Raw genomic sequence first — 20,382 nt, 5'->3', positions numbered from 1 at the left:
GTCCTCGTCCGGTTGGTGCGCAGATCGTTGCACCGTCGTTATCTCCGTCTGGCTAGTCTGCGGCGATGACCACGATCGACGGCAGGGCCTTCGTCGACGACCTCGACCGGGCGATCGTCCGGGCGCTGTCCAGCGACGGCCGGATGTCGTACACCGACCTCGGCAAGCTGACGGGCCTGTCGACGTCGGCGGTGCACCACCGGGTGCGCCGGCTCGAGCAGCGCGGCGTGCTGCGCGGCTACCGGGCGGTCGTCGACGCGACGTCGCTGGGGCTGCCGCTGACGGCGTTCATCTCGCTCACCCCGCTCGACCAGTCCGCCCCCGACGACGTGCCGGTCCGGCTGGAGGACCTGGTCGAGGTCGAGGCCATCCACGCGGTCGCCGGGGAGGCCAACTACATGATCAAGGTGCGGGTGGCCTCGCCCGCCATCCTCGAGGACCTGCTGACCACGATCCGGCAGAAGGCCGGGGTGTCGACGCGGACCACGGTGGTGCTCAGCACGCCCTACGAGGACCGGCCGCCCAGGATCTGAGCCCGCCCGGGCTGCCCGGCCCGCCCGGCCTGCTTGGCCCGCAGCATCGCCTGGTCGGCGTGGCGGAGCAGGCCGTCCAGCGTCGTGGCGTCCTCGGGCAGGTGGGCCGCGCCGACGCTGGCCCGGACCTGCGCCGAGGCCAGCGCGTCCTGCAGCCAGCGCACCCGGTCACCGACCTCGGCCACGGGGCAGTCGTGCAGCAGAACGGCGAACTCGTCACCGCCCAGGCGGGCGCAGACGTCCGTGGGGCCGCTGCTGCGCTCGAGCACGTCCGCCGTGGCCATGATCAGGTCGTCACCCGCGGCGTGACCCCGGGCGTCGATGACCTGCTTGAGCCCGTCCAGGTCCAGGTACAGCAGGCTGAGGTGCCCACCGCGCCGTGACGTGACCTCGACCAGCGGCCGGGCGCGCGTCTGGAAGCCGCGCCGGTTGGGCAGGCCGGTGAGCTCGTCGGTCAGCGACACCTGCCGGACCCGGGCCTGCGCCGCGGTCAGCCGGTCCAGCGTGCGCTGGTGGGTGACGTGCAGGAGGAGCGCGACGAGCACCGAGGACAGCACCGACGAGCCCGACCAGGTCCATGTCCCCGGCTGGGCCAGGGCCAGCGTGGCCCAGCCGGCCAGCGTGAGCGAGCAGACCAGCACCGCCAGCCCGCGGGAGGCCAGGATGCCGCCGGCGGCCGCCACGGCGAGGACCACCGGGAGCGTCGCCCAGGGCTCGGCCACCAGGCGGGCGTACAGCAGGACCTCGGCGCAGACCAGCAGCACGGTCAGGGCCGTCAGCACCTCCGCCCGGCGCGGCGACCACCGACGTGTCCTCCGGGAGGCCGCGAGGCGGTGCAGCACGGCCAGCACCGCGGCGACGGCCAAGCTGAGCGCGGCGGTGGCCGGCCCCCGGGGCGCGTCGGGCAGGAGCAGGTGCACCGGCACCAGCGCCAGGTGCAGCCACACCCCGACCCGGGTCAGCGCCGCGGCGTCGGTCCGGGACGCCGGGGGCTCGACCCAGGCCGGGGGCGGGACCGGACCCGGCCGCGGCGAACCGTCGGGGCCGGTCGCCGGGAGCGCGGCGGGCAGGTCCGGGGGCGCGGCGGTCGGCTCCGGGGCCGCGGGGTCCGCCGACGTCGGACCGCGGGGGGAGGGCACCGCGCGGCGGACGTGACGGCCGGCGTACATGGCGGCGTCGGCGGCGTCCAGCAGCTCGGCCACCGAGCTCTCACCGGTGCCGACGGAGCAGCCCGTGCTCGCCGTGACGCCCTGGCCCAGCAGGTCCGCCTGCAGCCGCTCGGCGAGCCCGGCCGCCTCGGCGGCGGACGTGCCCGGCAGCAGCAGCGCGAACTCGTCGCCGCCCAGCCGGGCGGCCACGTCCCCGGGCCGCAGCCGCGACCGCAGGGCCGCCGCCGTCGCCCGCACCAGGTCGTCGCCGCGGTCGTGCCCGAACCGGTCGTTGGTCGCCTTGAGCCCGTCGATGTCCAGGTACAGGCAGCTGACGGGGGAGGCCCGGTCGGCCGCCCGGACCACGGCCGTGCCGGCGGCCAGCAGGCCACGCCGGTTGGCCAGGCCGCTCAGCTCGTCGGTGACCGCGGCCGCGACGACCGCCGCCTCCGCCGTCGCGAGCCGGTCGGCGGCCCGGCACCGCAGGGCGTTGAGCACGCGGGCGAGCACGGCCGCGCACACCACGAGGGCCGTCATGGCGGCCCACTCGTCGCGCAGGCCGTGGGCCGTCGCGACCGCCAGCCACTGGACCAGGCACACCAGGGTGACCACGAGGGAGTAGCGCCGGTGGTTGAGGATGGCCCCGGTCGCCAGCAGGAACACCATCAGCCCCCCGGCCGTCGCCGGCCGGCCGGTGACGACCAGCTCGGCGAACGACGTGGTCGAGGCCAGCAGGCAGGCGCCGAGGGCCACCTCGTCGGCGTGACGGCCCACCCACGCGCGCGTGCGGGGCCGCAGGCAGGCCAGCCGGACCCCGCCGATCACCGCGGCCGTCACGAGCAGCACGACGGCCACCAGCAGCTCCTGCGGCGGCGCCACCAGCAGCCGCAGCACCCCGAACAGGGCGAGCAGCACCGCGGCCGCCGTCAGGGCCGGCAGCACGGCGTCGGAGGTCTGCGCGCGGCGGTCGGCCCGCACGCGACCCCCGGCGAGGTCCCGCGGCGCGGGGTGGACCGGCATGGGTGTCACATCGGCCGCGCGGCGGGCCGACCTGAGCCGGCCGGCGGGGTCAGCCGCTGACGAGCGTCCCCAACCCGGCCTCCAGGCGGGCACGGTCCGCCCACCAGCGCCGCCCCTCCTCGGGGAGCGTGTCGATCGGGTCGTAGTACGGGTAGGTGCGGCTCAGGGCGTCGGCGTCGTCGCCCTCGACCGACGTCCGGTAGTTCTTGGTCCACTCGCTGATGCCCCGGACGGTGTCGTAGGCGTGGACCTGGTGCACCCAGCGCTTGCCCACGAACGGCACGTCGCAGACGATCCGCGGGGTGGCGAAGCCCGGCAGGTAACCCATGATCGCGTGCTGCAGGTCCTGGGCCGTGGCCAGCGACGTCCGCCAGTGCTCCGCGGCCGGGATCATGTCGCACATGTAGAAGTAGTACGGCGTGATCGACGCCTCGTCCTGCAGGCCGAAGCACAGGTCGAGCAGGGCCTCGGGGGTGTCGTTGACGCCACGCATCAGCACGCCCTGGTTGCGGACGTCGCGGACGCCCGCCTCGTGCATGGTGCGGGCCGCCTCGGCCACCAGCGGGGTGAGCGAGCCCACCGCGTTGACGTGGGTGTGGATGGCCAGGGCCACGCCGCGGGTACGGGCCGCACCGGCCACCCGGGTCATGCCCTCGACCACGGGGGCGGACAGCCAGTGCTGGGGCAGGCCCATCAGGGCCTTGGTGGCCAGGCGGACGTCGCGGATGTTGTCGATCTCCAGCAGCGCGGACAGGAACTGCTCCAGCCGCGGCCAGGGCATGTTCGCCACGTCGCCGCCGGAGACCACGACGTCGCGCACCGTGGGGGTGCGCCGCAGGTAGTCGAGCATGTCCTGCAGCCGGTCGTTGGGCTTGAGCGTGAACTTGAGCTTCTCGACCTGGGGGGTGGAGTTGCCGACCAGGTCCATCCGGGTGCAGTGCCCGCAGTACTGCGGGCAGGTGGGCAGGATCTCCGCCAGCACCTTGGTCGGGTAGCGGTGGGTGAGGCCCTCGACGGCCCACATGTCGTGCTCGTGCAGGGAGTCCCGGCTGGAGAACGGGTGCGAGGCCCACTCGGTGAACCGGTCGCTCAGCAGGGGCAGCATGTAGCGGCGCACCGGGTCGGCCCGGAACGCCGCGGAGTAGGCGGCGCCGGCGGCCGGCATGCCGTCCGGACCCGTGCTGGGCACGATCGTGTTCATCATCTGCGGCGGCAGCAGCATCGACATGGTGGCCCGCTGCTGCTGGTCGGCGACCAGGTCGTCGTAGACGTCGTCGGCGAGCAGGCCGCCCATCACCTCGCGCAGCTGCTGCACGTTCTTGAGGCAGTGGCTGCGCTGCCACTGCACGTCGCGCCACTGCTCCTCGGTGACGTCGGCCCAGCCGGGCATGCGGCGCCAGTCCGGCTCGACGAGCTCACGACGGGCGTAGGTGTACGGCTGGAGGGCACGGGCATCGCTCACAGGAGCAGCGTACGGAGGATCTTTGCGCCTGTCACGCTTCCCATGCACAAACCTTGTGCGTAGGCTCCTCCTGTGCCCCAGTTGTCGCCGTCTGCTGCCCGCGCCACGGAGTCCCCCGTCGGCCTGCACCGGGTCGTCGCGCCGGTCGGGGTGCTGCCCCAGGCCGCCGAGGTCCTCGACACCAGGCCGGAGCTGTGGCCGGGGGAGACCCTGGTCGCGGTCGACCGGCTCAACCTCGACGCCGCCAGCGCCCGCCAGCTGCGCGAGGCCCACGACGGCGACCCCGACCGGGTCCGGGCCGCCGTGGCGGGGATCGTGCGGCGGCGCGGCAAGATGCACAACCCCGTCACGGGCTCCGGCGGGATGCTCCTGGGCACCGTGGCCGAGGTCGGGCCGCAGAGCGGTCTGGGCCTGCGGGTCGGGCAGCGGGTGGCCACCCTGGTCAGCCTCACGCTGACGCCGCTGCGGCTGGACGACGACCTGCAGCGCTGGGACGGCCGCTCGGAGCAGGTGCCGACCAGCGGGCACGCCGTCCTCTTCTCCCGCAGCATCGCCGCCGTGGTGCCGGACGACCTCGCCGAGGACGACGTGCTGGCGGTGATGGACGTGTGCGGCGCCCCCGCCCTGGTCCGCCGCGTGGTCACCGACCGCGTGGCGCGGGGCCTGCGGGCCGACGTGGCCGTCCTGGGCGCCGCGGGCAAGTCCGGCTCGCTGTCGCTGGCCGCGGCGCGTGCGGCCGGCGCCGGCCGCCTCGTGGGCCTGGTGCCCGTCGCGCACGAGGCCGAGTCGCTCGGCCGGGCGGGCCTGGCCGACGACGTGGTGCTGGCCGACGCGACCGACCCCGTGGCGACCGCCGACGCGATCCGGGGCGCGCTGGGCCACGGCGCCGACGTCACGGTGGTCTGCGTGGACGTGCCCGGCTGCGAGCACGGTGCCGTGCTGGCCACCGACGACGGCGGGACCGTGGTGTTCTTCTCGATGGCGACGTCGTTCAGCGCCGCCGCGCTCGGGGCGGAGGGCCTGGCGGCCGACGTCACCATGCTCGTGGGCAACGGCTACACCCCGGGTCACGCCGACCTGGCCCTGGACCTGTTCCGCCGTACCGACGGGGTGCGGGCGCTGTTCGGCGGTCGGCACGGGGCCAGGATGGACGCGTGAGCAACGTCCTCTACCGCCACGGCGCGGTCTACTCCCCGGCCGACCCCTACGCGCAGGCGCTGCTGGTCAGCGACGGCACCGTCGCCTGGGTCGGAGGTGACGAGACCGCCGACGCGATGGCGGCCGACGGCAGCGCCGACGTGGTCGTCGACCTGGCCGGTGCGCTGGTGACCCCCGCGTTCGTCGACGGCCACGTCCACGCCTTCGACACCGGTCTGCTGGTCACCGGCGTCGACGTGACGGCCGCCCGCTCGGTCGTCGAGCTGCTGGACGCGGTGGCGGCCTGGGCGACGACCCATCCCGGGCGCACCGTGCTGGGCCACGGCTGGGACGAGACCCTGCTGGCCGAGGGCCGGCTGCCCACCCCGGCCGAGCTCGACCGGGCCGCGGGTGGCGCGCCGGTGTACCTGTCGCGGGTCGACGTGCACTCCGCGCTCGTCAGCCCGGCGCTGGCCGAGGCCGCGGGCTGCGCGGCGGCGACCGACTGGGACGGCACCGCCCGGGTCGAGCGTGAGGCCCACCACCGGGCCCGGCACCACGCCCGCCAGGTGCCCGAGGCCGAGCGGGCGGCCGCCCACGAGGCCGCCCTGCGGCAGGCGGCGCGACGCGGCGTGGCCACCCTGCACGAGATGTCCGGCCCGTTCATCGGCGGGCCGGACGACCTGCGGGTGCTGCTGGGGGTGGCCGAGCGGGTCGGCGTGCGCGTGGTGCCGTACTGGGGCGAGGCCGCCACCGACCCCGACGACGTACGCCGCGTCGTCGCCGCGCTCGACCTGCCCGAGGGCGTGCGTCTGGCCGGTCTGGCCGGTGACCTGTCCGCCGACGGGTCCATCGGCTCCCGCACCGCCGCCTTCCGGGAGCCGTACGCCGACAACGACGCCGACGACGCCGGGCACCGCGGCCACGCCTACCTCGACGCCGCCACCATCGCCGCGCACGTCACCGCCTGCGTCGAGGCGGGGGTGCAGCCCGGCTTCCACGTCATCGGCGACGCCGCGCTGGACACGGTCGTCGAGGGCTGCCGGGAGGCGGCCGAGCGCCTCGGCGGGTCGCGGCTCCGGACGGCGCGGCTGCGCCTGGAGCACGTGGAGACCGCCGACGACGCGCAGGTCGCGGCTCTGGCCGAGCTGGGCGTGGTCGCCAGCATGCAGCCGGTGTTCGACGCCCTGTGGGGCGGGGGAGAGGGCCTGTACCAGCGGCGTCTGGGCGACCGGCGGCTGAACCGGCTCGGCACGATCGCGGCCGCCGGCATCCCGCTGGCCTTCGGTTCCGACTCGCCCGTCACCGCCCTCGACCCGTGGGGGGCGATCTCCGCGGCGGCGTTCCACCACGACGACGAGCAGCGGATCAGCGCCCGGGCCGCGTTCGCCGCCCACACCCGCGGGGCGCACCGGGCCGCCCGCGACGACGTCCACGTCCACGAGCAGGCCGGGGTGCTGGTGCCGGGGGCCCCGGCCGACCTCGCGGTCTGGGAGGCGGGCGAGCTGGTGGTGCAGGCCCCGGACGACCGGATCCAGGCGTGGAGCACCGACCCGCGCTCCCGCGTGCCGGCCCTGCCGGACGTCGCCCCCGGCGCGCCCCGGCCGCGCTGCCTGCGCACCGTCGCGGCCGGCCGCGTGGTCCACGACACCGACGAGCTGACCAGCACGAGCCGATGAGGAGCACCCCGTGACCCGGCGCCGACCCCGCCTGCACCTGGACCCCGACCTGGTGGTCCGCGCCCGAGCCCTGGCCGACGCCGCCTCGGGCCCCGTCGTCGACCTGGCGCGCACCCGCACCACCGTGAGCGTCGAGCGGGCGGTGCTGCGGGCGGCGGGCCTGGCGGGCGCCGACGCGGACGGCATCCCGTGGGTCAACCACCTGGTGGACGCCGTGCGCCGTCAGGTCGGCCTCGAGCAGGGCATCGCGGTGCCGGTCTGGGACGCGCTGGCCCGCGCCGAGGCCCCCGACCTGACCGTGCTGGCCCAGAAGGCGGCGGTCGACGCCGCCGGGTTCACGCTGCCGACCGGTGCCGCCCGGGACCACGCCCTGGTCGGCGCCCGCGCCGCCGCCGCCCGCGGCGTGGCCGGCATCGACGCCGCCCGGGCCGAGCGCGAGGCGCTCGTCCGTCGGATCGGCGACCCGCCGCAGCGGCCGTGGATCTACCTGATCGTGGCCACGGGCGACATCTACGAGGACATCCCGCAGGCCCAGGCCGCCGCCCGCGCCGGCGCCGACGTCATCGCCGTCATCCGCTCGACCGGGCAGTCGCTGCTGGACTACGTCCCCGAGGGCGCCACCCGCGAGGGCTTCGCCGGCACGTACGCCACGGCGGAGAACTTCCGGCTGATGCGGGCCGCGCTGGACGAGGTGTCGCACGAGGTGGGCCGCTACGTCCGGCTCACCAACTACGCCTCCGGGCTCTGCATGCCCGAGATCGCCACCCTGGCCGGGCTGCAGCGGCTGGACATGATGCTCAACGACTCGATGTACGGGATCCTGTTCCGCGACATCAACCCGGTGCGGACCTTCGTCGACCAGCGGTTCAGCCGCCAGGTCCACGCCCGCGCCGGGATCATCATCAACACCGGCGAGGACAACTACCTCACCACCGCCGACGCGGTCGACGCCGCCCACACCGTCACGGTGTCGCAGCTGCTCAACGAGACCTTCGCCCACGAGGCGGGCCTGCCGGACCACCTGCTCGGCCTGGGGCACGCGTTCGAGATCGACCCCGAGGTGCCGCAGTCGTTCCGCCTCGAGCTGGCCCACGCCCTGCTGGCCCGGACGCTGTTCCCGGACGCGCCGCTGAAGTGGATGCCGCCGACCCGGCACATGACCGGCGACGTGTTCAAGGGCTACCTGCTCGACGGGTTCTTCAACCTGGTCGGCTCGCTCACCGACCAGGACATCCTGCTGGTCGGCATGATGACCGAGGCCGTGGTCACGCCGTGGCTGAGCGACCGCGACCTGGCCCTGCAGAACGTCCGCTACGTGCAGCGCGCCGCGGGCAACCTGGCCGAGGACTTCGTGCCCGCCCCCGACGGCCTGATCGCCACCCGCGCCCAGCACGTGCTCGGCGAGGCGGTCGACCTGCTGCAGACCATCGTCGACAGCGAGGGCGGGCTGCTGAGCGCCATCGCGCACGGCACCTTCGGTGGCATGAAGCGCCCCGCCGACGGCGGCCGCGGCCTGGACGGCGTGGTCGTCCGCGACGAGCAGTACGTCAACCCGGTGAGCGAGATCCTCGAGGGGGTGGGGGCGTGAGCGCCTCGGACGTCGCCGGCACGGCGGGCGACGGCCCCGCCGCCGCCCCCGGCCCGGCCCGGCTGCCCGACGGGCTGCCGCCGGTGGTCAGGCCCTACGGCGACACCACCGGCGACGGCATGGTCCAGGTGTCGTTCACGCTGCCGCTGCCCGCGGGCAAGCGGGCCGAGGGCGCCGCCGCCCAGCTGGCCCGGCGGATGGGCATGGACGCGCCGATGGTGGTCCACGCCAAGGCCATCAGCGACTCCTTCACGTTCTTCGTCGTGTACGGGCCGGTGTCCCACGTCGTCGACGTGGCCGCGGTCGAGGTCGTCGAGCGGGAGTACCCGCTGCTCAGCCCCAAGGAGACCAACGCGGCGGTCCGCGAGACCCTGCAGCGCAAGCTCGTCGTGGTCGGGGCCTGCATCGGCACCGACGCGCACACCGTCGGCATCGACGCCATCCTCAACGTCAAGGGCTGGGCCGGGGAGAAGGGCCTGGAGTACTACCGGGAGATGAAGGTCGTGAACCTGGGGGCGCAGGTGTCGGTGCCGGACCTGGTCGAGCGCGCCCGCGAGGAACGGGCCGACGCCGTCCTGGTCAGCCAGGTCGTCACCCAGCGGGACGCCCACGTGCACAACACCACGACCATGAGCGCCGCCTTCCGCGAGGCGTTCCCGGCCGACCGGCGTCCCCTGCTCGTGGTGGGCGGGCCCCGCTTCGACGAGAACGCCACGGCGGCGCTGGGCGTCGACCGGATCTTCGGCCGGGGGACCACCCCGGGCGAGGTCGCCAGCTACCTGGTCCACGCCGTCGCCGCCCGCACCAGCCCCACCAGCCCCACCAGCCCCGGAGGAGAAGCCACGTGAGCACCACCCCCGACGACGGGCCGCAGGTCGGCACCGTCGTCGTCCACCGCCGTTACGTGTCCCACGCGGACGCGCACTACGGCGGGGCGCTGGTCGACGGCGCGTTCAGCCTGGCCCTGTTCGGCGACGTCGCCACCGAGCTGTGCATCCGCACCGACGGCGACGAGGGCCTGTTCGCGGGCTACGGCGAGGTCGCCTTCCACGCCGCCGTCCGCGCCGGCGACGTGGTCGAGGTGTCCGCGGAGCTGGTCCGGGTCGGCCGCCGCAGCCGTGACGTGGCCTTCGAGGCCCGCGTGGTCTGCCGGGCCCGGCCCGAGGTGTCCGCGTCCGCCGCGCAGGTCCTCGACCCGCCGCTGCTGGCCACCAGCGCCCGCGGCACCGTCGTCGTCCCGGTGCGCGGGTGAGCGGCGAGCAGCTCCTCGACGAGCTGGTCCACGACGTCGGCGCCCCCGCCGACGACCCGGCCACGGTGGTCTGGGTGACCTGCGCGGACCTGCCCGACGGCGACCCGGACGACCACCTGGCCCTGCCCGCGATGGCCTCGGCGGGTCTGGACGTGCGCTACCTCGCCTGGGACGACGAGCAGGCGTGGCAGGACCCGGAGGTCCGCTCGTCGCTGGTGGTGGTCCGCAGCACCTGGGACTACACCCTGCGCCGCGAGGAGTTCCTGGCCTGGGCGGCGTCCGTGCCCCACCTGGCCAACCCGGCCGAGGTGATCGCCTGGAACACGGACAAGGTCTACCTCGACGAGCTGGTGCAGGCCGGTCTGCCCGTGGTGCCGACCCGCACCGTGCGACCCGGCGAGGACGTGGCCGGGGCCGTGGCCGAGGCGTTCGCCGGCGCCGCCGAGGTGGTGGTCAAGCCCACGGTGTCCGCCGGGTCCAAGGACACCCGTCGCCACGGCGACGCCGCCCAGGCCCTGGCGCACGCCGAGCAGCTGCTGCGCGCCGGGCGCCCGGTCCTGGTCCAGCCGTACCTGGACGGGGTCGACACCCTGGGGGAGACCGGCATGGTGGTCCTGGACGGGACGGTGTCCCACGCCTTCCGCAAGGGCCAGCTGCTGCACGCCGACGCCGAGGCCACCGACGGGCTCTACGCCGAGGAGGACATCGCGGCGACGACGGCGACCGCCGAGCAGCTCGAGGTGGCCCGGTCGGTCACCGAGTTCCTGCTGCGGCGCTTCCCGGAGCACGCGCCGCTGCTGTACGCGCGGGTGGACACCGTGCCCGGTCCGGACGGGCACCCGCTGCTGCTGGAGCTCGAGCTGACGGAGCCGTCGCTGTGGCTGGTGGCCGACCCCGGTGCGGGGCAGGAGTGGGCGCAGGTCCACCGCCGCCGGCTGCGTACCCTGAGGGGGTGACCGCGCTCGCTGCACCTGCACCCGAGGTCCCGCGAGACGTCTCCCGGCCGCTGGTGCCGTGGACGGTCGCGGTGCCCCTGGCCGTCGTCTCCGGAGTGCTCCTGGACGCCGCGTTCCCCTCGGTGGGGGCCTGGGGCCTGGCCTACGTCGCCGTGGCGGTCGTCCTGCTGCTGGCCCGCGGTCGCGGCGTCGTCGCCTCGTACGGCTACGGGGTCCTCTTCGGGCTCGGGTTCATGGTGCCGCAGCTGCAGTGGTCCGGGATCTACGTGGGTGCCGTGCCGTGGCTGGCCCTGGCCACGCTGGAGGGGCTGCTGCTGGCGCTGGTCCTGCCGGGGTTCGCGGTGGCCTGGCGGCTGGCCGACCGCTCCGGCGGCCGGCTGCTGTGGACGCTGCCGGTCACCGCGGGCGCGGTGTGGGTGGCTTCGGAGGCGCTGCGTTCGCGCTGGCCGTTCGACGGCTTCGGCTGGGGGCGGCTGGCGTTCTCGCAGGCCGACAGCCCCCTGGTGTTCCTGGCCGCGCTGGGCGGGGTGCCGCTGGTGGGCTTCGGCGTCGTGGCGCTGGCGGCGGTCGGCGTCTGCTCCGTGCTGGAGGTGCGGCGCCTGCTGGTCGGTCCCCGGCCGGGCCGGCCGGTCCGGGCGACGGTGCCGTTCGTGGCCCTGGCGCTCCTGCTGCTGCCCGCGGCCTCCGGCGCCCAGCGCAACGCCGGCACGCTCGACGAGGCCACCGACACCACGGTGCGGGTGGCGGCGGTGCAGGGCGACGTGCCGCGGGCCGGGCTGGACTTCAACGCCCAGCGCCGCGCGGTGCTGGACAACCACGTGACGGGGACCCTCGACCTGGCCGCCCGGATCGAGGCCGGCGAGGAGGAGCCCGTCGACCTGGTGCTGTGGCCGGAGAACGCGTCCGACATCGACCCGCTGACCAACGACGACGCCGCGACCGAGATCGGCCGCGCCACCGACGCCGTGGCGGCTCCGGTGCTGCTCGGCGCGGTGCTGCAGGGCCCGGGCGAGAACATCACCAACGCCATGCTGCTGTGGGACCCGCAGACCGGCTACCGCGGCCGCAGCGACGACCAGGCCGAGAACGGCTACTACGCGAAGCAGGCCATCGCCCCGTTCGCGGAGTACATCCCGTACCGCGACTTCTTCCGCAGGTTCTCCCCGTTCGTCGACCAGGTGACCGACTTCGCCCCGGGCGAGCGGGCCGCCGTCCTCGAGATGGGCGGCGCCCTCGTCGGGCCGGCGATCTGCTTCGAGGTGGTCGACGACGACGTGGTCCGGCGGCAGGTGCTGGCCGGGGCGGACCTGCTGGTCGTCCCCACCAACAACGCCACGTTCGGCCTGACCGACGAGAACGTCCAGCAGCTGGCCATGTCGCGGGTGCGGGCCGTGGAGCACGGCCGCAGCGTCGTGCACATCAGCAACGTCGGCACCAGTGCCCTGGTCGCGCCGGACGGCAGCACCGGTCGGCGCACGGCGCTGTTCGAGCCGGACGTGCTCGTCGACGCCGTCCAGCTGCGCAGCGGCCGCACCCCGGCGACCGTGCTGGGCGCGGCGCCGGAGCTGGCGCTGACGGGCGTGGCGCTGCTGCTCGTGCTGGGCCACGGGGTGGTGTCGGTGCGCCGCGACGGCGCCGCCGCCGCTGAACACGCCGGCGACGACGACGACGAGAGCGAGCAGCAGCCGTGACCCGAACCCTGGTCTGCGTCCCGACCTACGACGAGATCGAGTCCCTGCCCCGGCTGCTGGACCGGTTGCTGTCGGCGCACGACGACGTCGACGTGCTCGTGGTGGACGACAGCAGCCCGGACGGCACGGGGGAGTACGCCGCCGCCCGGGCCGCCGACGAGCCCCGGCTGCACGTGCTGCACCGGGCCGGCAAGCAGGGCCTGGGGGCGGCCTACCTGGCGGCGTTCGACTGGGGCCTGCAGCACGGCTACGACGTCGTGTGCGAGATGGACGCCGACGGCTCCCACTCCCCGGAGCAGCTGCACCGGCTGCTGGCCGCGGTCGCCGAGGGCGCGGACCTCGCCATCGGCTCACGCTGGGTCAGCGGCGGCGAGGTCGTCAACTGGCCCTCGTCCCGGCGGCTGCTGAGCCGGGGCGGCAACGCCTACACCCGGCTCGCGCTCGGCCTGGCCGTCAACGACGCCACCGCCGGCTACCGGGCGTTCACCGCCCACGCGCTGCGGACCATCCCGCTGGCCGACGTCGCCTCCGCGGGTTACTGCTTCCAGGTCGACCTGGCCTGGCGGGCCGACCGCGCGGGCCTGCGGATCGTCGAGGTGCCGATCACGTTCGTCGAGCGCGAGGCCGGCGCGTCCAAGATGTCCTCCGGCATCGTCCGGGAGGCGCTCTGGCGCGTCACGGTCTGGGGCGCCCGGCACCGCGCCCGCCAGCTCGCCGGCCTGCTGCGGCCCCGGGACCGGGTCACGAGGACCGCACCCCGGGGCTGAGCGGACGCCTCAGGCCGAGCGGGGCAGCTTGCCCTCGCGCAGCAGGGCCAGGCGCTCCTCCAGGAGCACCTCGAGCTCGGCGATCGTGCGCCGCTCGAGCAGCATGTCCCAGTGGGTGCGCTGCGGCCGGGTGGGCTTGGGGTCGGGACGCGTCGCGTCCCGCAGCAGGGCCTCGGCCCCGCACCGGCACTCCCACAGCGCCGGGACCTCGGCCTCGACCGAGAAGGGGATGACCACGGTGTGCCCGTTGGGGCACAGGTACTCCGCCACGCGCCGCGGCGCGGGCGCCACGGCCGTGTCGGACTCCATGCTCACCCCACCGAGCCGGGAACCTCGCAGACTGCTTCGTTCAGCCACCACACACCTCCGTCTCGCCGTGCGGCGCACCCGGGCGGTGCGCTACCAGTACTACGTCACCAGAAACGCAGGGCGGATGCAGGGTGTTCCAGGGTGGGAGGCGCGTTACCAGGTGTCAGCGGTCACACCCGGGGGGCTCGGAGCGCCCCGGGAGGCTCAAAGCACGGCCGGCAGCTCGTTGCCCGCGTCGGTGATGCCCTTGCGCACGTCCACGCGCAGCAGCAGCAGGCCGCCCAGGACGAAGAAGGCGACGACGGCCAGGATGCTGAGCCGGAAGGACCCCGTGACCATCTGCACGACGCCGAAGGTGAACGTGCCGAACCACGACGTCCCCCGCTCGGCCGCCTGGTAGAGGCTGAAGTACTCCGCCTGCTTGCCGAAGGGCACCAGCTGGCTGAACAGCGACCGGCTCAGGGCCTGCGTCCCGCCCAGCACGAGCCCGATGCCGGCCGCCAGGCCCACGAACAGGCCGAACTCACCCGCCGGCAGCAGGTACGCGGTGCCGACCACGACCGTCCAGATGACCAGGCTGAGCAGGATCGTCCGCTTGGCGCCGAGGACCCGGGCGACCCGGCCGAACAGCAGCGCGCCGCCGAACGCGACGGCCTGGACGACGACGATGGCGATGATCAGCTGGTCCGTGGCGAAGCCCAGCTCGAGCGAGCCGTAGATGCTGGACACGGCGATCACGGTCTGGACGCCGTCGTTGAACAGCACGTAGGCCAGCAGGAACAGCAGGGTCTGCGGGTAGTTGCGGGCCTCCCGGAACGTGTCGGCCAGCTGCCGGAACGTGCCCCCCACGAGCCCGGACACGCCGCGGTCGGGCCCGCCGACCACGTCGGTCGCCGGCCGGTCACGCAGACCGAGGTACGGCACGAGGGTGAACCCGGCCCACCACAGCCCGGCCATGGCCAGGCTGATGCGCACGGCCGTCGACTCCGACAGGCCCAGGGTCTCCGCCCCCAGGACGATGCCCAGGTTGACCAGCAGCAGCAGGAACCCGCCCAGGTAGCCCAGCGCCCAGCCGCGGCTGGAGACGCCGTCCCGCTCGTCCATCGTGGCGACGTCCACCAGGATCGCGTCGTAGACGGTCAGCGACGCCGCCAGGCAGGCGTTGGCCAGCACGAGCAGCGTCGCACCGAGGGCCCAGTCGGAGCCGGTCACCAGGAACAGGGCCGTGGCGAAGGCGGCGCCGGCCCAGCCGAACCGGGCCATCAGCACGCGCTTGCGCGACGAGCGGTCCGCCACCGCGCCGACGAACGGCAGCAGCAGGGCGATGACGACCGTGGAGATGCTGATCAGGAACGGCACCAGGCTGCCGGGGCTGACGTCGAACAGGCCCAGCAGGGCCACGGTGCCGGTGCACTCGTCGCCCTCGGCCAGGTCGGGGCACGCGGACGCCGTGGCGACAGCGGTCAGGTAGGGCCCGATGAGGACGGTGCCCACCGTGGTGACGAACGCGGAGTTCGCCCAGTCGTACACGTACCAGGAGCGTTGCTCACGCCGCCGGGCGGCGGGGTCGGCGAGCGGTCCGGGCGGGGCCGTGCGGGACCTCGACGACGTCACGAGGCCTCATCCTGCCCGTCGGGCGAGCACGGCGGAGAGCAGATCGGCACGATCACTCATCAGGCCGTCGACGCCCAGGTCGAGCAGCCGGTCCATGTCGGCGGGGTCGTCCACGGTCCAGACGTGCACCTGCAGCCCGGCCTCGTGGGCCAGGTGGACCAGTCGGGGGGTCACCACCCTCACCCGGCCGGCGCGCTCGGGCAGCTGCAGGGCGTCGGCGCCGGCCGCGGTGCGCAGCAGCAGGCCGCGACCCAGCCGGGACGACACGCGTTCCAGCGAGGCGGCCAGCCGGGCCCCGGCGCTGCCGGCCATGCCGGCCGAACGGGCCACCCCCGGTGCCAGGTGCTGCACGGCCCGGGCCCGTCGGCCGTCGAAGGACGCCACCACCACCCGGTCGCCCGCACCGGCCGCGAGCACGGCCTCGGCCAGCGGTCGGACGGCGCGGGGGTCCTTGACGTCGATGTTGAGCACCGCCTGCGGGAAGGCCTCGAGGACCTCCTCCACGCGGGGGACCCGGTGCAGACCCGCCACCCGGACCTCGGCCAGCTCCGCCCAGGTGACGCGCCCCACCGGGACGCTGCGCCCGGTCGTGCGGGCCAGGTCCGGGTCGTGGAGCACCACCGCGACCCCGTCGGCCGTGGCGTGCACGTCGGTCTCCAGGTGCCGCAGCCCCAGGTCGAGGGCGTGCCCGAACGCCGCCAGCGTGTTCTCCCAGGCGTGCGGGACCTCGGTGCCCGCCTCACCGGGCGGGGTGAAGCCCCGGTGGGCGAACCCCAGCGGCGTGCCCCGCAGCGCGGGGTGGGTGGGTCGCGGGCTCACGCCGACGCCTCGATGGTGTCGCGGAAGACGTCGACGTAGCGCAGGTACCCCTCGTCGGAGGGGTGGAAGAAGTCGGCGGCGTACTCCGTGACCGACTGCTCGCCCGTGGCGGCCTCCAGCGGGACCAGGACCAGGTCCGGCCGGGCGGCGACCTCCTCGCGCGCCACGGCGGCGAGCTCGGCCGCCGGCTCCTGCCGGGGCCCGCCGTTGAAGTCGGGCACGTCGCTGACGTAGCTGCCGGGCGGCAGGGCGTCGAGCACGGTGCCCAGGTCGCGCCGGTAGTCCTCCGGCGTCGTGGTCCCGGCGTCGTTGGCGCCGATGCACAGGGTCACGAGCCCGACCGGGGTCCCGGCCTGCTCCAGCTCGGCCAGCGTCCGCTCCAGCGCCGGCAGCTGGTCGCGGACCAGCTCGGCGGTGGTGGCCCCGGTCACCGACAGGTTGACCACCCGCACGTCCGCGTCCTCCCGCTCGGCCAGGTCGTCGGCCAGGACGGCCACGAACGACGTCTCGGGGGAGGAGGACCCGATGCCCTGGCTCAGCGAGTCGCCCAGGGCGAGGTAGGCCACGTCCCCCGGCTGCTGCGCCCGCTGCGCCCAGTAGTCGGCCCGGGGGTCGATCGAGGCCACCACCAGCAGCGCCCGGGCGGCCAGGACGGCGACCACCGCGAGCAGCAGCACCGCCACGCCGGTCGTCACCGCCAGCACCCGCCGACGCCGCCACCACCGTCGTCCGTCGGTCACGGCGCCACCCTAGGCCCGGGGGACGCTGGTCCTGCGCCCGGTGGCCGTCGTGGGCACGGCCGTCCTCCGCGCGGCGGCCCGGGCGGTGCTGTCGTAGCGTCGGGGCCATGCCCGAGCCCACCAGCGCCGTGCCCGAGATGACCTACCGCCACCTGGGTGACTCCGGCCTGGTCGTGTCCACGGTGGGCCTGGGTGGCAACACCTTCGGCGCCCGCATCGACGCGGCCGCCACCCGGGAGGTCGTCCACGCCGCCCTGGACGCCGGGGTCACGTTCCTGGACTGCGCCGAGCTGTACGGCACCCGTCCGGGGGAGAGCGAGGAGCTGCTGGGTGCGGCCCTGCGCGGCCGCCGCGACCAGGTGGTGCTGGCCACCAAGTTCGGCCACCCCGCGGGCCGCGTGGACGCACCCGCGTGGGAGGCGCACGGCTCCCGCAGCGCGGTCCGCCGAGCCCTGGAGGGCTCGCTGCGACGGCTCGGCACCGACCACGTGGACCTGTTCCAGATGCACACGCCGGACCCCATGACCCCGGTGGAGGAGACCCTGACGGCGCTGGACGACCTGGTCCGCGAGGGCAAGGTCCGCTACCTCGGGTCGTCGAACTTCGCCGCGTGGCAGGTCGTGGACGCCGACCGGGCGGCCGAGGCCATCGGCACGGAGCGGTTCGTGTCGGCGCAGAACGCCTACAACCTGCTGGACCGCTCCGCCGAGGCCGAGCTGGTCCCGGCCTGCGAGCACGTGGGGGTCGGGATCCTGCCGTACTACCCGCTGGCCTCGGGGCTGCTGAGCGGCAAGTACCGCCGCGGCCAGGCCGCCCCCGAGGGGTCCCGGCTGGCCTCGCCGCGCATGGCGTCGCGGCTGGAGCAGGCGGACTTCGACACCATCGAGGCGCTCGAGCGCTTCGCGGCCGAGCGGGGCCTGGACCTGCTGACCGTGGCCGTCGGAGGGCTCGCCGCACAGCCGGCCGTGGGCAGCGTCATCGCGGGTGCCACCAGCGCCGAGCAGGTGCGGGCCAACGTCCGGGCCGGGCTGTGGGAGCCGACCGCCGAGGACCTGGCCGAGCTGGAGGACATCAGCGGTCGTGACTGACCGCCGCAGCGCCGAGGCCGAGGGCTGGCTGGGCGTCGCGCTCCGGCTCGAGACCAGCGGACGGCGCGACCGCGCCCTGGTGGCCGCCCGGACGGCCATGGCCCTGCTCGAGCGGGCCGAGGACGCCGACCGGCTCGGCGCCGACCGGCTCGACCACGCCCGGGCCGAGGTCGGCCGGCTCACCGGTCCGGACGTCGTGCCCATGCACGTCGACGTCGCCGCGGGGGAGCACGACCCGGCCGCGCAGGCCCGGGCCGAGCGGCGGGCGGTCTGGCTCGGCGCCCCGGTCGAGGCGGTGCTGGCCATGCTGGGCTGGGTGGAGCACGACGGCGTCCTGGAGGTGGTGCGGGTGGTCGTGCCGGGCACCCGGCGCGGCCGGTCGGCGTTCGCGACCCTGCTCGGCGCGCTGCCCGACGTCGGCGAGGTGGGCCTGCGGCTGCCGGCCCGCGACCCGCACCTGGTGCGGCTCGCCTCGCGGCACGGCTTCGAGGTGCTGCCCGGTGCGCCGGAACGGACCGGGCACGTGGGCGGCAGCGTGCGGTTGCGGCGGGACGCCGCGGTCCCGGGCGCGGTGGGTTTCGGGCCGTCGGCCGCAGCAGGGGAACGGCGATGACCGGCGCCGTCCTGCTCCAGGGCGGGGCCGAGATGCAGCCGGCGTGCCGGGCGATGGACGCCGACCTGCTCGACCGGGCGCCCGCCGGTGACGTGGTCGTGGTCCTGGGGGCGCCGACGCCGGGGGCGGACCACGACCGCGCCGCTCGGCGGGCCGGGTCGTACTACGGCGCGCTGACGGCCCGGCGGGTCGTGGTCACCGCCCACCCCCAGCAGGACCTCGCGGCCTGCGTGGCCGCGCTGGCCGACGCGGGGGCCGTGGTGCTGCCGGGCGGGTCGCCGGACCGGCTGCACGCCGGCCTGGACGAGGACGACGCGCGGCTGGGCGGGGAGCTGCTGCGGCTGCACCAGGAGGGGGTGGCCCTGTCCGGTGCGTCGGCCGGGGCGATGGTGCTGTGCGCGCGGACCGTGCTGCCCGGACGCCGGGGCCCCGCGGGGCCGGCCGTGGTGGACGGGCTCGGCCTGCTGCCGGGCCTGGCCCTGGTCCACGACGACGGTGGCGACGCCCGCTGGGCCGACCCGGGCGACCCGGACGGCCCCCGGTGGGGCCTGCCGGAGGCGGGTGGGGTGCTGCTGGTCGACGGCACCGTGCGTGCGGTCGGTCGGGGCCGGACCCGGCTGCTGCTCGACGGCGCCCAGCAGCACCTGGGCCCGACGCCCCGGCCGCTGGCGGACCTGCTCGGCCCCTGAGCGGTCAGGCCTCGCTGCCCCGGCGCACCAGCAGGACGTTGTCGGCGCGGGTGCCGACGACGCCCTCGGGGGACACCGCCTCCCGCGGGACCAGCTCGTCGGTCTCGACCACCCAGCCGGCGGGCAGGCGCAGCGACGCCAGCACCTCGGCGGTGGTGGGGAAGTGAACGTCGGGCCGGTCCTCCTGCGGCAGCCAGTCGGGGAACTCGGCGTGGCCCACCACGAGCAGCCGGCCACCGGGCCCGACCCGGGTCGCGGCCTGGTCAAGGACGGCCTGCCGGGCCTCGGCCGTGGCTGCGGGGGAGTGGTAGTACTGCGCGCAGACCAGGTCGTAGGCCCCGGCCGGCAGCTCGGCCGCGGTGACGTCGACCTGCTGGAAGTCGATCCGGTCCTGCACGCCGGCCTCGACCGCGTGGAACGCCCCCCGCTGCAGCGCCGTGGCCGCGATGTCGACCGCCGTCACGGTCCAGCCCCGCGTCGCCAGCCAGATCGAGTCCGCGCCCTCGCCGCAGCCGATCTCCAGCGCCGCACCCGGCGGCAGGTCGGCCACCTCGCGCACCAGCAGGTCGTTGGGCCGGCCCGACCAGACCCGGTCCTGCTCGGCGTAGCGGGCCTCCCAGTAGGTGGTGTCGGTGTCGCCCTCGGCGGCGGTGTGCCCGTTGCGGACGCCGTGGACGTGCGGTGCGGTCGGCTGAGTCATGGTCCGACTGTGCCGCCGGGGGTGCGGGCACGACAAGTCCTGTTGCGGGACCAGCAAAGTCGGGACCGCAGTGCGGGGCGTACCGCTGGGCGTACCGCGTGGCACCATCGACGGGTGGCCGGCCGGACGGCGTCGCAGCAGCGGCGGGAGGACCTGGTCCGGCTGCGCCGGGTCCGCGACCGGATCGACCGCGACCACGCGCAGCCGCTGGACCTGCCGACCCTGGCGCGCGAGGCCCACATGTCCACCGGGCACCTGAGCCGGGCGTTCCGGCGGGCCTACGGCGAACCGCCCCACGCCTACCTGATGACGCGCCGGATCGAGCGCGCGATGGCGCTGCTGCGCCGCGGGGACCTGGGCGTCACCGAGGTGTGCGTCGCGGTCGGCTGCTCGTCCCTCGGCAGCTTCAGCACCCGCTTCACCGAGCTGGTCGGCGTCCCCCCGAGCGAGTACCGGCGCCGAGCCGCGGCCGGGGCGGCAGGGCCCGCGGCGGGTCTGCCGTCCTGCGTGGTCTCTTGGGTGGCCCGACCGGTCAGGAACGGAGAAGCAGGCGCACCGGGTGCGCGCCTAGCGTGAC

Annotated in this window: 20 protein-coding genes; 13 read left to right on the top strand and 7 right to left on the bottom strand. The window is 75.6% G+C overall.

Annotation, left to right across the window (positions count from 1 at the left end; translation table 11 throughout):
* The first annotated feature begins 65 nt into the window (after positions 1 to 65).
* Positions 66 to 533, top strand: a complete 468-nt coding sequence (locus SJY06_RS13740; protein ID WP_380168104.1) for an Lrp/AsnC family transcriptional regulator — start codon at positions 66 to 68, stop codon at positions 531 to 533.
* Here the strand turns inward: SJY06_RS13740 and SJY06_RS13735 are convergent.
* The gene (locus tag SJY06_RS13735) at positions 506 to 2,701 is read right to left on the bottom strand and encodes a diguanylate cyclase domain-containing protein (protein ID WP_380168103.1); all 2,196 of its coding nucleotides are present in this window, start codon (positions 2,699 to 2,701) and stop codon (positions 506 to 508) included. The genes SJY06_RS13740 and SJY06_RS13735 overlap by 28 nt on opposite strands.
* A gap of 49 nt (positions 2,702 to 2,750) precedes the next feature.
* Complete coding sequence (locus tag SJY06_RS13730) at positions 2,751 to 4,163, bottom strand: KamA family radical SAM protein (protein ID WP_380168102.1); 1,413 nt, start codon at positions 4,161 to 4,163, stop codon at positions 2,751 to 2,753.
* Between the two features lie 72 nt (positions 4,164 to 4,235).
* On the opposite strand from SJY06_RS13730, the gene SJY06_RS13725 reads away from it, so the two are divergent.
* Genes SJY06_RS13725 through SJY06_RS13690 form a run of 8 tightly spaced genes read left to right on the top strand, consistent with a single transcriptional unit; the run spans position 4,236 to position 13,233 of the window.
* A complete protein-coding gene (locus SJY06_RS13725; protein ID WP_380168101.1) occupies positions 4,236 to 5,321 on the top strand; it encodes an L-erythro-3,5-diaminohexanoate dehydrogenase in 1,086 nt (361 codons plus the stop codon).
* The gene (locus SJY06_RS13720; protein WP_380168100.1) at positions 5,318 to 6,979 is read left to right on the top strand and encodes an amidohydrolase; all 1,662 of its coding nucleotides are present in this window, start codon (positions 5,318 to 5,320) and stop codon (positions 6,977 to 6,979) included. The genes SJY06_RS13725 and SJY06_RS13720 overlap by 4 nt, the downstream gene beginning before the upstream one ends.
* Before the next feature lie 10 nt (positions 6,980 to 6,989).
* Positions 6,990 to 8,567, top strand: a complete 1,578-nt coding sequence (locus SJY06_RS13715) for a lysine 5,6-aminomutase subunit alpha TIM-barrel domain-containing protein (RefSeq protein ID WP_380168099.1) — start codon at positions 6,990 to 6,992, stop codon at positions 8,565 to 8,567.
* Positions 8,564 to 9,415 (top strand): OAM dimerization domain-containing protein, encoded by an 852-nt coding sequence (locus tag SJY06_RS13710; RefSeq protein WP_380168098.1) that lies wholly within the window; start codon positions 8,564 to 8,566, stop codon positions 9,413 to 9,415. Before SJY06_RS13715 ends, SJY06_RS13710 begins: the two co-directional genes overlap by 4 nt.
* Positions 9,412 to 9,819: a hotdog domain-containing protein gene (locus SJY06_RS13705; protein WP_380168097.1), complete on the top strand. Its 408-nt coding sequence runs from the start codon at positions 9,412 to 9,414 to the stop codon at positions 9,817 to 9,819. The genes SJY06_RS13710 and SJY06_RS13705 overlap by 4 nt, the downstream gene beginning before the upstream one ends.
* Entirely contained in the window at positions 9,816 to 10,775 is a 960-nt protein-coding gene (locus tag SJY06_RS13700) for a RimK family alpha-L-glutamate ligase (protein WP_380168096.1), read from the top strand. The genes SJY06_RS13705 and SJY06_RS13700 overlap by 4 nt, the downstream gene beginning before the upstream one ends.
* A complete protein-coding gene (gene lnt / locus SJY06_RS13695) occupies positions 10,772 to 12,466 on the top strand; it encodes an apolipoprotein N-acyltransferase (protein WP_380168095.1) in 1,695 nt (564 codons plus the stop codon). The genes SJY06_RS13700 and lnt overlap by 4 nt, the downstream gene beginning before the upstream one ends.
* Positions 12,463 to 13,233, top strand: a complete 771-nt coding sequence (locus SJY06_RS13690) for a polyprenol monophosphomannose synthase (RefSeq protein WP_380168094.1) — start codon at positions 12,463 to 12,465, stop codon at positions 13,231 to 13,233. The genes lnt and SJY06_RS13690 overlap by 4 nt, the downstream gene beginning before the upstream one ends.
* Before the next feature lie 9 nt (positions 13,234 to 13,242).
* Here SJY06_RS13690 and SJY06_RS13685 read toward each other — a convergent pair whose 3' ends face one another.
* From SJY06_RS13685 to SJY06_RS13670, 4 genes are all read right to left on the bottom strand, one after another.
* On the bottom strand, positions 13,243 to 13,590 hold the full coding sequence (locus SJY06_RS13685) for an RNA polymerase-binding protein RbpA (protein ID WP_380168093.1): 348 nt from the start codon (positions 13,588 to 13,590) through the stop codon (positions 13,243 to 13,245).
* Between the two features lie 156 nt (positions 13,591 to 13,746).
* On the bottom strand, positions 13,747 to 15,156 hold the full coding sequence (locus SJY06_RS13680) for an MFS transporter (protein WP_380168092.1): 1,410 nt from the start codon (positions 15,154 to 15,156) through the stop codon (positions 13,747 to 13,749).
* A gap of 6 nt (positions 15,157 to 15,162) precedes the next feature.
* Positions 15,163 to 15,975, bottom strand: coding sequence for a glycerophosphodiester phosphodiesterase family protein (locus tag SJY06_RS13675; RefSeq protein ID WP_380168091.1), 813 nt, complete (start codon positions 15,973 to 15,975; stop codon positions 15,163 to 15,165).
* Positions 15,972 to 16,715, bottom strand: coding sequence for an SGNH/GDSL hydrolase family protein (locus SJY06_RS13670; protein ID WP_380168090.1), 744 nt, complete (start codon positions 16,713 to 16,715; stop codon positions 15,972 to 15,974). Before SJY06_RS13670 ends, SJY06_RS13675 begins: the two co-directional genes overlap by 4 nt.
* 107 nt (positions 16,716 to 16,822) lie before the next feature.
* Here SJY06_RS13670 and SJY06_RS13665 point away from each other — a divergent pair, with 107 nt between their 5' ends.
* From SJY06_RS13665 to SJY06_RS13655, 3 genes are read left to right on the top strand one after another with little or no spacing between them, the layout of a single operon-like run.
* Complete coding sequence (locus tag SJY06_RS13665; RefSeq protein ID WP_380168089.1) at positions 16,823 to 17,803, top strand: aldo/keto reductase; 981 nt, start codon at positions 16,823 to 16,825, stop codon at positions 17,801 to 17,803.
* On the top strand, positions 17,796 to 18,416 hold the full coding sequence (locus SJY06_RS13660; protein WP_380168088.1) for a hypothetical protein: 621 nt from the start codon (positions 17,796 to 17,798) through the stop codon (positions 18,414 to 18,416). Before SJY06_RS13665 ends, SJY06_RS13660 begins: the two co-directional genes overlap by 8 nt.
* Positions 18,413 to 19,105: a hypothetical protein gene (locus tag SJY06_RS13655; RefSeq protein ID WP_380168087.1), complete on the top strand. Its 693-nt coding sequence runs from the start codon at positions 18,413 to 18,415 to the stop codon at positions 19,103 to 19,105. The genes SJY06_RS13660 and SJY06_RS13655 overlap by 4 nt, the downstream gene beginning before the upstream one ends.
* Positions 19,106 to 19,109: 4 nt before the next feature.
* Here SJY06_RS13655 and SJY06_RS13650 read toward each other — a convergent pair whose 3' ends face one another.
* Positions 19,110 to 19,805 (bottom strand): class I SAM-dependent methyltransferase, encoded by a 696-nt coding sequence (locus SJY06_RS13650; RefSeq protein WP_380168086.1) that lies wholly within the window; start codon positions 19,803 to 19,805, stop codon positions 19,110 to 19,112.
* 114 nt (positions 19,806 to 19,919) lie between these two features.
* On the opposite strand from SJY06_RS13650, the gene SJY06_RS13645 reads away from it, so the two are divergent.
* Positions 19,920 to 20,381, top strand: a complete 462-nt coding sequence (locus SJY06_RS13645) for a helix-turn-helix transcriptional regulator (protein ID WP_380168085.1) — start codon at positions 19,920 to 19,922, stop codon at positions 20,379 to 20,381.
* Position 20,382: the final 1 nt, after the last annotated feature.

The organism is Jannaschia sp. R86511 (genome assembly GCF_042466345.1).
In the GTDB taxonomy this organism is placed as follows: Bacteria; Actinomycetota; Actinomycetes; order Actinomycetales; family JBBAYJ01; genus Aquipuribacter.
Note: the sequence above shows the minus strand (reverse complement) of the source record. Positions and strands in the feature narration are given on the sequence as shown.

Coding starts and splice junctions, on each gene's coding strand:
- SJY06_RS13735 (WP_380168103.1), bottom strand. CDS start 2,701: ATGCCGGTCCACCCCGCGCCGCGGGACCTCGCCGGGGGTCGCGTGCGG.
- SJY06_RS13650 (WP_380168086.1), bottom strand. CDS start 19,805: ATGACTCAGCCGACCGCACCGCACGTCCACGGCGTCCGCAACGGGCAC.
- SJY06_RS13655 (WP_380168087.1), top strand. CDS start 18,413: ATGACCGGCGCCGTCCTGCTCCAGGGCGGGGCCGAGATGCAGCCGGCG.
- SJY06_RS13665 (WP_380168089.1), top strand. CDS start 16,823: ATGCCCGAGCCCACCAGCGCCGTGCCCGAGATGACCTACCGCCACCTG.
- SJY06_RS13740 (WP_380168104.1), top strand. CDS start 66: ATGACCACGATCGACGGCAGGGCCTTCGTCGACGACCTCGACCGGGCG.